The sequence below is a fragment of the Petrocella sp. FN5 genome, assembly GCF_029210395.1.
Classification (GTDB): Bacteria; Bacillota; Clostridia; order Lachnospirales; family Vallitaleaceae; genus Petrocella.
Genome location: NZ_JARGDP010000078.1, coordinates 1 through 11495, shown reverse-complemented (window position 1 = coordinate 11495; position 11495 = coordinate 1). Strand labels below are relative to the sequence as shown.

At 38.5% G+C, this 11495-nt stretch carries 9 protein-coding genes; 5 read left to right on the top strand and 4 right to left on the bottom strand.

Annotated elements, in window-relative coordinates; all coding sequences use genetic code 11:
• Together ric and P0N36_RS13115 are read left to right on the top strand one after the other, a co-directional pair.
• Positions 1–675: iron-sulfur cluster repair di-iron protein (gene ric / locus P0N36_RS13120; protein ID WP_275843308.1), on the top strand; the 675-nt coding region annotated here is incomplete at its 5' end.
• Positions 676–689: 14 nt separating this feature from the next.
• Positions 690–1874: an anaerobic nitric oxide reductase flavorubredoxin gene (locus tag P0N36_RS13115; RefSeq protein ID WP_275843307.1), complete on the top strand. Its 1185-nt coding sequence runs from the start codon at positions 690–692 to the stop codon at positions 1872–1874.
• Between the two features lie 94 nt (positions 1875–1968).
• Here the strand turns inward: P0N36_RS13115 and P0N36_RS13110 are convergent, their stop codons facing one another.
• The 3 genes from P0N36_RS13110 to P0N36_RS13100 form a co-directional block, all read right to left on the bottom strand.
• Positions 1969–3060, bottom strand: a complete 1092-nt coding sequence (locus P0N36_RS13110; protein ID WP_275843306.1) for a hypothetical protein — start codon at positions 3058–3060, stop codon at positions 1969–1971.
• 265 nt (positions 3061–3325) lie between these two features.
• Positions 3326–4243, bottom strand: coding sequence for a pseudouridine-5'-phosphate glycosidase (locus tag P0N36_RS13105; protein WP_275843305.1), 918 nt, complete (start codon positions 4241–4243; stop codon positions 3326–3328).
• A 3-nt stretch (positions 4244–4246) separates the two neighbouring features.
• Positions 4247–5332: a PfkB family carbohydrate kinase gene (locus P0N36_RS13100; RefSeq protein ID WP_275843304.1), complete on the bottom strand. Its 1086-nt coding sequence runs from the start codon at positions 5330–5332 to the stop codon at positions 4247–4249.
• A 207-nt stretch (positions 5333–5539) separates the two neighbouring features.
• On the opposite strand from P0N36_RS13100, the gene P0N36_RS13095 reads away from it, so the two are divergent.
• The 3 genes from P0N36_RS13095 (at position 5540) to P0N36_RS13085 (ending at position 9171) form a co-directional block, all read left to right on the top strand.
• Positions 5540–6250: a DUF6873 family GME fold protein gene (locus tag P0N36_RS13095; RefSeq protein WP_275843303.1), complete on the top strand. Its 711-nt coding sequence runs from the start codon at positions 5540–5542 to the stop codon at positions 6248–6250.
• The gene (locus P0N36_RS13090; protein ID WP_275843302.1) at positions 6247–7290 is read left to right on the top strand and encodes an elongator complex protein 3; all 1044 of its coding nucleotides are present in this window, start codon (positions 6247–6249) and stop codon (positions 7288–7290) included. Before P0N36_RS13095 ends, P0N36_RS13090 begins: the two co-directional genes overlap by 4 nt.
• 159 nt (positions 7291–7449) lie before the next feature.
• A complete protein-coding gene (locus tag P0N36_RS13085; protein ID WP_275843301.1) occupies positions 7450–9171 on the top strand; it encodes a 5'-nucleotidase C-terminal domain-containing protein in 1722 nt (573 codons plus the stop codon).
• A gap of 99 nt (positions 9172–9270) precedes the next feature.
• Here P0N36_RS13085 and P0N36_RS13080 read toward each other — a convergent pair whose 3' ends face one another.
• Positions 9271–11373, bottom strand: coding sequence for a heavy metal translocating P-type ATPase (locus P0N36_RS13080; RefSeq protein WP_275843300.1), 2103 nt, complete (start codon positions 11371–11373; stop codon positions 9271–9273).
• Positions 11374–11495 lie beyond the last annotated feature (122 nt).

Below are 11495 nucleotides of genomic sequence, written 5' to 3'. Positions count from 1 at the left end.
CAAAAACTTAACATAGAACAAACAATCGGTGAAAGTGTAACCCTTCACCCAGAACTTGTAAAAGTATACATGGACCACGGCGTGGATTTCTGTTGTGGTGGTGACCGAACCGTTAAAGAAGCTATTGAAAGAGATGCACCTGACATGGATGCCTTAATCCTCGATGCAGAGAAAGCTATAGAGGTCGCGTCGAATTTCACTGTTGATACCTCTCATATGAAGCTTTCAGATTTCTCCACCCGTCAGCTCATTGACAGAATCATTCAAGAGCATCATACTTATCTTAAGGCTGAGCTACCCATTATTTCTGATCTGATGTTTAAGATCTTGATGGTCCACGGCGAACGTCACCCGGAATTATTTGAGATTCACAAATTGTTTGGCGGATTAAAGACCGAATTAGAAGGACACCTAGTCAAGGAGGAAGTTCAGCTTTTCCCTAGACTTATAGCAAATGACCCTAATTGCAAAGAACTCATTGAAGAACTTGAAGCAGAACATGATGTAGCGGGCGACGCCCTTCATGAACTCACAGACTTAACCAAACATTTTAAATTACCTGAAGATGCATGCACCACGTATCACATGGTTTACGAAAAACTAAAAGCTTTGGTAGCAGATATGTACATGCACGTACATACAGAAAACAATGTCTTATTTAAAAGATTTGTATAGAAAGGAGCATGAAAATGTTCAAAATTAATGATCGCATTACATGGGTAGGAAAGATAGATTGGGACTTAAAGAAATTCCACGGTGAAGAGTACTCAACACACAGAGGTTCTTCTTATAATTCCTATTTGATTGAAGATGAAAAAACTGCACTGATCGATACCGTGTGGCAACCTTTTGATGAGGAATTTATTACGAATCTCAAAAAGGTTATTGACCTGAAAAAGATTGACTATATTATAGCCAATCATGCCGAAGTTGACCATAGTGGTGGTCTTCCTGAGCTTATGAAGGAAATCCCAGGCACACCCATCTACTGTACAGCCAACGGAATTAAGTCACTTAAGGGTCACTACCATCAGGACTGGAACTTTATTCAAGTAAAAACCGGTGATACTTTAGATCTTGGAGAAGGAAAGCTTATATTTATCGAAGCACCAATGCTTCACTGGCCAGATAATATGTTTGAGTATTATACCAAGGATGAAATTCTTTTCAGTAATGATGCCTTCGGACAACACTACGCTTCCGAGTTTATGTATAACGATCTAGTGGATCAAGCTGAACTCTATCAAGAAGCCCTTAAATATTATGCCAATATATTGACACCATTTAGCCCCTTGGTATCGAAGAAAATTCACGAAGTTCTAGGCTTTAATGTACCTGTAGATATGATTTGTCCAGCGCATGGTGTTATCTGGAGAGAAAATCCCACACAAATTGTCGAGAAGTATCTAGAATGGGCTGACAATTACCAAGAGCATCAAGTAACGGTCATCTACGATACCATGTGGGACGCGACTAAAAAAATGGCTGAAGCCATTACCGAAGGCATTAAGTCCGTAGATCCGACACTCAACATTAAGCTTTATAATGTAGGTACAGCCGATAAAAATGATGTGATTTCTGAAGTCTTTAAGGCTAAACTTGTCGTGGCAGGTTCTTCTACAATCAATAAAGGTATATTGTCTGCAATGGCTTCAACCCTTGAGATCATGAAGGGTTTGAATTTCAAAAATAAAAAAGCAGCCGGTTTTGGTAGCTATGGTTGGAGTGGTGAATCCCCCAAACTTATGAAAAAGGCCCTTGAAGATTGTGGCTTTGATGTTCTTGAAGAAGGCCTTGGTGTTCTTTGGAAACCGGATGAAAATGCACTCAAACTATGCCGTGACTATGGTACACAACTCGCTAATAAACTATAAAGTAATAATCATGGTATAGTGTCTTAAGTAAAATATAATAATCACCTGTCCAAGGCATTGTATGACTTGCCGGACATGGTGATTATTTTTCGTCCTAATCGACAGGGTATAAACTCTGCATCATTTCCTGTGATGCATTAAAAATCTCATTGGTCTGGTTATAAAGACGGTCCATATCTTCATAGCTACCAAGGACGCCACCTTCTTGGGTATTAATCCAATCTGTAACGGATTGTACTGTGAATGTAACTACCGGTGTCTTTTTCTCTTTTAGAATGTCATCATAAGCGTGTTGGGTGGGTGCTGAGACTGTAAAATCTTCATCCAACATACCATCAAATATATTGGGGCTAGATAGCTTCCATAAACAAATGGTCAGATTCTGACTGATATTCCTTTTATACTCAATTGGGGCGCCTGGATAATCCATTAAAAATTTTTCTGAACGATAGGCTCTTTCTTTTAATGCTTCCGGCGATATTGCCAAATACTCTTCAATTGTTGTAGGCTCAATTACAAACTCTGACAAGATGCTCAAGTAGGACTTGGTCATCTCGCCAAGATATATGCCATATTTTTGTAGATAGAATAAATAGTCCACTGTCGGATAAAAATTTCCTTCTGCACTATAGAGACCATAGCCTTGGTCAAATAGCGTTTGCAAACTACGCTTATAGGATGCATCATCCATTAGAGATAATAATACATTTTTCTCATTTCCTAAGAAGACATAGCCGTTGGTAAAACGATCCGTATTTTTCTCATATATATCAAACAAATAAGCATGAATACCCACCATATCCTCTTCAAAAAGCAAATCCATCTGCTGGACTAGACCCACTTCACCTCTAACAATCAGTTCTGCTAGCATGTCGTCTGCTAAAGATATCTGGGCATTTCGGATGTTTTCATCGATATAAGTCTTAACCTCTATGATATCCGGACCGGTAAATAAAAATGCTACAAACCGATCGCGCATCAATTGCGCCTGAGTCAAATCCCCGTCTTCAGAATCTTGTTCGCTTTCTGAATGATCTACTTCTAAGTCAAGAGGATTTTCCGCCTCTGATTCTTCTTCTATGATTGATTGTTCCGGCAATTCTTCATCTATATTAACATCATTTTTATTACATGATGATGCAAGTAGCAACATTCCAAGTAACCCAATGCTTATCCATTTTTTCATGTGAACCTCCCGATTCCTTGATCTTATCGACTACATACTATCACATATATGTTACATTTCGTTTATAAAAGTCATACGATTAAGTAACATACACGATATCTTGACCCATATTATATCTCATTCGTCTCTATATTTGTAGTGAGACATATGGTTCATGGCTTTTCTATATCTTTTATCTCATGTATGTTTTAATCGTTTTTGAAGTAATCAGAAAAAGAAGTATAAATCTTCGTTTCACATGTACAAAACAGTACCCTTCTCTACTTTATAAAGCTTTGGTAAAGGCCTTAGCAATTCCCGAAGCCACTCTTGCATTGTTGTACACCAACTGAATGTTTGTTTCGAGACTCTCACCATGGGTTAATTCCTTTACCTTCGCTAAGAGAAACGGTGTTGAATCTTTTCCCTTAATCCCTTGCTTATTTAATTCATCTAGAGCTTGTTCTATTGCTGATGTTATTTGATCTTTGTCTTCTTCATAAGCCTCAGGGACCGGATTACCAATTACAAAACCACCACAAAGCTTCATGGACCATTTTGCTTCCATCATAGCTGCAACTTCTTCCGGTGAATCCACTCGAACATCAACATCAAATCCACTATCTCGTAAATAGAAGGCCGGTAGATGATCTGTCTCGTATCCAATAACCGTAACACCTTGAGTCTCTAAGTATTCCAAGGTGAGCCCTATATCCAGAATAGACTTGATGCCTGCACAAACTACCGCTACATCTGTTTGAGCCAACTCCATTAGATCTGCTGATATATCAAAAGTTTCACTTGCGCCTCTATGGACACCACCTATACCGCCTGTTGCAAACACTTTAATACCAGCCATTTCTGCGATAATCATGGTTGTCGCAACAGTCGTTGCACCGTCTTGTTTTTTTGCAACAACAACCGGTAAATCCCGGCGACTACATTTAATAACCTCTAGTCCTTTTTTACCCAGATATTCTATTTCATCTTTGGATAAACCTACCTTGAGTTTGCCATTAATAATGGCTATGGTTGCCGGTACAGCTCCATTTTCTCTGACAATCTCCTCAACTTTCAATGCCGTTTCCACATTTTGCGGATAGGGCATACCATGTGAAATGATTGTAGATTCAAGAGCTACAACTGGTTTATTCATTTCAAGGGCCTCTTCAATTTCTTTACTTATATCCAAATATCTATTCATCTCTTAAGTCTCCTTTATCATTTGCTTAATATTATCAACACTAAGGTTCCTTGCAATGGTATCTTTGCTCATAACGGTTACTCCAGATGCACCCAAACAAAAATCTACAAACTCTATGCCCTTGAGTTGATGTTGCAAACCATATACCATCGCCGCTGTAAATGCATCTCCAGCACCTGTCACATTTACAACCTTTGATACTTTTGAGTTTCTAAAAAAGCTATGTTCACCATCTGTAAAATACACGCCTTTTTTACCTAAAGTAATAAATACCTTTTTTATACCCATATCAAGAAAGGCTTGCCCTGCCGACTCGATGTCCTTATTGGTGAGAATTTTTCTATCCAGTAACACTTCTGCTTCAATAAGATTGGGTTTGATGCCATAGAAGCCCTCCAATACCCCTTTGCCTCTGAGGGCCTTGGTCGTTGATACAGTATCAAAAATGAGCTTCGTGTTCTGTAAATGCCCTACTAAAAAATGAATGCTCGCCTCTGGAAGATTGGCATCGATAACAGTATATGCACTTTTATCAACTTTCATCAACTTCGTCTTCAAAAAATCCTCATTCAGCCTGCTTGTTATGGACATATCAGATACAGCCGTGACCATATCACCCTGATGATCTAAAATATAGAGATATGTCGATGTGCGTTCATTTGCAAGTAAAAGACTGTCTTCAATGTCAATACCTCGTAAAACGGCGTTCTCACGTACCATAGAAGCTTCAGCATCTCCACCCATGGCTGTTATCAACCTTACAGGTACTTCTAACATGGACAGATTTTCAGCAATATTTCTACCCACACCGCCTAAAGCATGGTTGATTTTCCCTGGGTTAGAGTCTGCCATGATTATAGCCTGATCTATTTTGCCTTGGTAATCAACATTGGCACCACCTATGACGGTTATAGGATGTTCGGTATTGGTGATATAACCTTTGCCTTTAATGAAACCTTTTTTCATCAAATTACTGATATGAACGCCAACTGATGCACGGGTGATGCCAAGCATTGCTGCCAGTTCAGCTTGAGAAATCATGGGGTCTTTTTCAATTAAATCAAATACTTCTCGTTCTCGTTCTGTCATAGCGCCTCCTAAACATTTGTTAGTATCACTTACATATGATTAGTTTACCATGTTCGACGCGTCATGACAAGCTTCATAAGTCTAAATGCTTATAGGAACGTCAAGTTCATAATCCGCTATTGATATTAGTATCGTTTTCACATTATAATCATAGTAGGTATTCTTGAGTGGTTCATGTATCCAAATTTGACAAAAGAGGTGAGTTACTTGCGTTTAATTTTCATCGCCGACAACGCCTATCCTTCCTTAATAAAACAACTTCAAACATTAGGTGAAGTGATAATGATCCCAAAGTCCAGTTATTTATATCCAGGTGTAGAGAATCACGTAGACTTACACATTCATATTGTAGATCAGATTATTTTCTTATCCCGCTCAATCTCAGATGTGCTCTATAACCGATTAAGTACATTAGGGATTGATGTCCGTGTCATTGAAGAAGATTTAGAAGCTGTGTATCCTAAGTCCGCTTACCTGAATGCCTTGTCCTTGTCTGAATATTTTCTTCATCCAAAGTCCATCACCGCTTGTAAGCTGAAAAAACATATTGATGCCAGCTCTAGAAAATGGATTAATATCAAACAAGGCTATGCCAGATGCGCTGCTCTTCCCATAGCAGATCAAGCACTCATTACCGCCGATGAAGGTATTCTAAACGCATGCAAAACGACTACCTTAAAGCTGTTGAAAATACAATCGGCTTATGTAAAACTTAAGCATCATACCTATGGTTTTATAGGCGGTACCGCAGGTCAGATCCAAAATATCATATTTTTTAACGGTGATTTGACCACACATCCGGATCACCAGGTTATAGAAACATTCATTCTGAAACAAGGCTGCAGTATCTTTCAAGTTGACGGTATGCCACTTCAAGATATCGGTTCCATTCTTGTATATGAAGGAGATCATTTATGAAAAAACATATAAACATCCCTATTTTTGTGCCTCATCATGGCTGTCTTCATGATTGCATCTTCTGTAATCAGAAAAAGATATCCGGTTATAAAACCAGTTTTAATGAACATCAAATCCGAGATGAGATTGAAAGGTATCTATCTACAGCAAAAGGTGTTCCTCACATTGAGATTGCTTTCTTCGGCGGTAGTTTTACAGGTATTCCTATAGAAGAACAAAGATCATATCTGGAACTGGCGACAGAATATATTCACAAGTACGACCTTAATGGTATAAGACTATCCACAAGACCGGATATGATCACTAAAGAAATATTGGACTTCTTACGTCGTTATCCAGTTATTGGTATTGAACTTGGTGTTCAATCCATGTCTGATGTTGTCCTTCAAGCTTCAAAACGCGGTCACACTGCTGAAGATGTCATCAACGCCTGCAAACTGATTCATTCTTACCCATTTGAATTAGGTCTTCAGATGATGCTTGGTTTGCCCAAGGATACAGTGGCATTATCTCGCTATACAGCTGACCAAATTATCGGACTAGAACCTGACATGGTGCGTATCTATCCCACTTTGGTTATAAAAGATACTGAACTGGCGACTTTATATCAAGAGGGCCTCTATACCCCATGGGACTTGAAAACAACCATTGATCTATGTCTTGATATCCTACCAAGATTTGAAGCCGCGGGTATCAAAGTTCTACGCATAGGTTTGCAAACAACACAAGAGATTCAATTAGGACAGGATATTGTAGCCGGACCTTTTCATCCGGCACTTAGTCAACTTATTGAAGAAAAACGTCTTGTAAACTACATACTTGATTATGTTAAGGATATGAAGACATCTATATATATTGAAGCAAATCATAAGCTCTATCAAGCTTTGGTGGGACACAAAAAAAGACATCTTTCTATTTGGTCCGATCATGATCCAGTTATTAATATTAGCCAAAATGCCGACTTACCAAAACATATTCTTAAGATTGGAAATACCTATCACAATGGCTATAAGCATGCCATTTTACACCACACAAAATAACATGCTTTCTACATGTATGTCATTAACCATGTCTTAAATTAATTTTTACTTTTTTCTTCATAGTTTGTTCACAATCAATTTACAATTTGAAACCAAAGTGCTAGAATTATATGTAACGACATAATTACGTGTCCAATCATTTATTAAAAGGAGGTACCTATGAAAAGATTTTTAAGTATTATCTTAACACTATCCCTTTTATTTAGTTTTGCAGTACCGATTAATGCCGCAGACCATGTGGAAATCACAGTCTTCCACGTCAATGACGTTCATTCTCGCGTTATTGAATATAATAATTTTGGCTTTGCAAAAATGGCTACCGTGGTCAATGAGGCAAGAGCGGCTGGTGATCATGTTCTGCTATTAGATGCAGGGGATTCATTCCATGGTCAAACATTTGCTACCATATCCAAAGGTGCAAGTATTGCCCGTCTCATGAACCTGATGAAGTTTGATGCTTTGACAGCTGGTAATCATGATTTTAACTATGGACAAGCAAGGCTTCTTGAATTACAAGCTGAAACTGATTTTCCCTTACTTGCTGCTAATGTTCTACAAGCAGACAACGCTTTACTTCTGAATGACTATGTCATTAAAGAATTTGAAGGTGTAAAGGTAGCTATCTTCGGACTTGCATCACCGGAAACCACTTATAAAACCCATCCGGACAATGTTGAAGGTCTTACCTTTGAAGACCCTACTGTAACAGCACAACGTATGGTCGACCTATTGACACCAATGGCCGATATTATTGTCTGTTTAGGACACATCGGTAATGAAGGTATGTATACCTCAGAAGCAATCGTAACAGCGGTTGATGGTATTGACCTTTTTGTAGACGGACACAGTCATTCTATTTATGGCGAAGGCAGTGGCATGGTAGTCAATGATACTTTAATCGTTCAAACAAATGACTATGCAAAGAATCTTGGAAAAGTTACTTTAACCTATATGGATGGCGCTGTTACTTCAAGTGCAACCATACTTACCACTGAAGATGCTGCAAGTATCATTCCCGATCCTGATGTATTGGCTCTAATAGAAACTGTCAATACTGAAAATGAAGTTATCACTTCAGCTGTAGTCGGAACAACAACCATCGATTTACAAGGCGAAAGAGATTTCGTACGAACCGGCGAAACCAACCTTGGCAACTTAATTGCTGAAGCAATGCTAGATGTAAGTGGCGCTGATTTGGCCATTACCAATGGTGGTGGCATCCGTGCTTCTATCCCTGCTGGTGATATTACCCAAGGTGATATTATCTCTGTTTTACCTTTTGGCAATTATGTTATTACTAAGAGTGTAATGGGCTCAGATATAAGATCTATTCTCGAAGTCGGTATTTCTGATTATCCTGTTGCAAAGGGTGCATTCCCTCATATCGCCGGTATGACCATAAAGTTTGATTCTAATCTTCCAGTAGGTGCAAAGCTAACAGAAGTGATGATTGGCGATGAACTTCTAGACGATACAAAAACTTATGTGCTTGCAACCAATGATTTCTTAGGCGCTGGCGGTGATGCTTATACTGCACTAGCAAACTACCCAATTCTTGGTGAGTTCGATGCTCTTGATGAAGTACTAGTGGCCTTCATGTTAGAAAACGGCACCGAAAAAGCAACAGTAACCGGTCGTATTTCTGCTATTGAACCTGTAGTTGTCGATGAACCAGTTGTTGTACCACCAGTCATTGTACCACCTGTGGTTACACCTCCAATTTTTGAAGTACCCGCTGTATATGTCGTTCAATCCGGTGATGTGTTATGGAGAATTGCTAGGACTTATGGTTTCACTTGGCAAGAATTATCTGAATTCAATAAATTGAAGAATCCAAATCTTATCTATCCAGGTAACAAGATTCTTATTCCAAGTAATTAAGAATTCAACAATTCCACCATAAGATTTGTTACTGATTAAGAAAAAGGGACCGTCGTTATCGACGGCCCCTTTTTTATACTCTTTAACCCATTCATGCTATTATGAACCTATTGGGTTCTTGATGATGCGCATTGCATTAATAATAGCAATAAGTGCAACACCTACATCTGCAAATACAGCTTCCCACATACTTGCTAGTCCTCCTGCGCCTAAAACCAACACAATCAACTTGACACCCATAGCAAAAGCAATATTCTGCCAAACGATGGCTTTTGTTCTATTTGCAATAACAAGCCCATCCACAAGTTTATAGGGCTCATCTGTCATAAGCACAATATCTGCTGCCTCTATAGCTGCATCCGAGCCAATACCACCCATAGCAACACCAATGTCCGCTCTGGCAAGAACAGGTGCGTCATTAATACCATCACCTACAAATAATGTCTTGCCTTTTTTCTGTTCTTTAATAATGTTTTCAAATACTTCCACTTTCTCATGGGGCAATAGGCCGGCATGGACTTCATCTATTCCTAATAAAGAGCCTATTTTATGAGCTACAGATGGTAAATCGCCTGTTAGCATTACGATTCTACTAATACCTCTGGCTCTTAAATCTGTAATCGTCTTCTTACTATCTGCTTTAATCTCATCTGATATGATGATATATCCCATGTATATACCTTCTTTTGCTATATGGACCAAGGTTCCTAAGTGATCTGCAGATACGACTTCTATACCGTAATCTATCATTAGCTGATGGTTACCTGCAAGAATCTTATCTCCTGATAGACTTATGCTTATACCCTTACCTGCTATTTCTTCAAAGTCACTAATTTCCTCCGCATCCACAGCCCCACCATAGGCTTTTATAATCGATTTACCTATTGGATGGTTCGAATAGTATTCTGCATAGGCGCCTAACTTGAGTACTTCCTTTTCTGTAGTATTTACCGGAGCTATCTGTGACACTTTGAAAACACCTTTTGTAAGTGTTCCTGTTTTATCAAAGACCACCGTTGTTACTTGGTTAAGGCCTTCTAGGTAATTACTACCTTTGATCAAAATACCATGTTTAGAAGCCCCTCCAACACCACCAAAGAAGCCTAAGGGAATTGAAATCACTAAGGCACATGGGCATGACACAACCAAGAAAATCAAGGCTCTATGAACCCAAGTTCTAAAGTCCTCACCTTCCATAAGTAGAGGTGGTAAAAAAGCCAGTGCTAATGCTAAGTAGACGACAATCGGTGTATAATATTTGGCGAATGTAGTAATGAATTTTTCTGTTTCTGCTTTTTTACTTGTAGCGTTTTCAACTAAATTCAGAATTTTGGATACTGTTGATTCGCCAAAAATCTTCGTGACACTAATTTCGATGAGACCGTTGGTATTAACCGACCCGGATAATACTGTGTCACCTTCTGATACTTTACGTGGTACTGACTCACCCGTTAAAGCAGACGTGTCTAGCATAGCAGAACCTTTAACAAGAATACCATCAAGTGGAATTCTTTCACCTGCTTTTACCCATATTCGATCATTCACCATAAGTGTATCGGCCATGACTTGAATGAGCACTTCTTTATTCATTACCCACGCAACATCCGGTCGTATATCCATAAGACCTGCAATAGATTTTCTAGATCTGTGAACAGCCATATCTTGAAACCGTTCACCAATCTGATAGAATAACATAACCGTTACAGCTTCCGGGAACTCGGTAATCGCAAAGGCGCCAATGGTAGCTACTGACATTAGAAAATTCTCATCAAAAACCTTACCTTTCATAATATTTCGCCCGGCAAGGATAAGTACATCACCGCCAATGGTCAAATAAGCTATTAGGTAGATGGTGAACTCTACTATTAATGTTTGTTCCAAAAACAATCCAACAGCAAAGAACAATGAACCTATGATAAGCCTTATCCATATATGTCTATCCTTCCATGATAGGGATGCTTGATTAAGGCCCATAGTTATATGCTCTTTTCTAATAACTTTTATACCACTTTCAATTTGATCCACTTTTTTTTGTAAAATCGGTAATAAATCCAGATCAAGAACCAGAGTCTCAATAGTAATGGTCTGTGTAGCATAATTAAGATGTGCTTGATTAATCTCTGAAAGTCTACTTATTTCATCTTCAATTTTCATAGCACAACTATGACAATTTAAACCTTCTAGAATATATTCATGACTCATAATAGCCTCCTGTTTCATATTAACATATGTATACTTGTTCATATATTAATATTATACAGCCAAACATTCAGTTCGTCAATCAACAAATTATATCCTTTATCCTTTTTTTACATTTGTGGTAT

What these genes read in the sequence shown, in the direction of transcription:
- P0N36_RS13115 (WP_275843307.1), top strand. Translation starts at nt 690, where the DNA reads ATGTTCAAAATTAATGATCGCATTACATGGGTAGGAAAGATAGATTGG.
- P0N36_RS13110 (WP_275843306.1), bottom strand. Translation starts at nt 3,060, where the DNA reads ATGAAAAAATGGATAAGCATTGGGTTACTTGGAATGTTGCTACTTGCA.
- P0N36_RS13105 (WP_275843305.1), bottom strand. Translation starts at nt 4,243, where the DNA reads ATGAATAGATATTTGGATATAAGTAAAGAAATTGAAGAGGCCCTTGAA.
- P0N36_RS13100 (WP_275843304.1), bottom strand. Translation starts at nt 5,332, where the DNA reads ATGACAGAACGAGAACGAGAAGTATTTGATTTAATTGAAAAAGACCCC.
- P0N36_RS13090 (WP_275843302.1), top strand. Translation starts at nt 6,247, where the DNA reads ATGAAAAAACATATAAACATCCCTATTTTTGTGCCTCATCATGGCTGT.
- P0N36_RS13085 (WP_275843301.1), top strand. Translation starts at nt 7,450, where the DNA reads ATGAAAAGATTTTTAAGTATTATCTTAACACTATCCCTTTTATTTAGT.
- P0N36_RS13080 (WP_275843300.1), bottom strand. Translation starts at nt 11,373, where the DNA reads ATGAGTCATGAATATATTCTAGAAGGTTTAAATTGTCATAGTTGTGCT.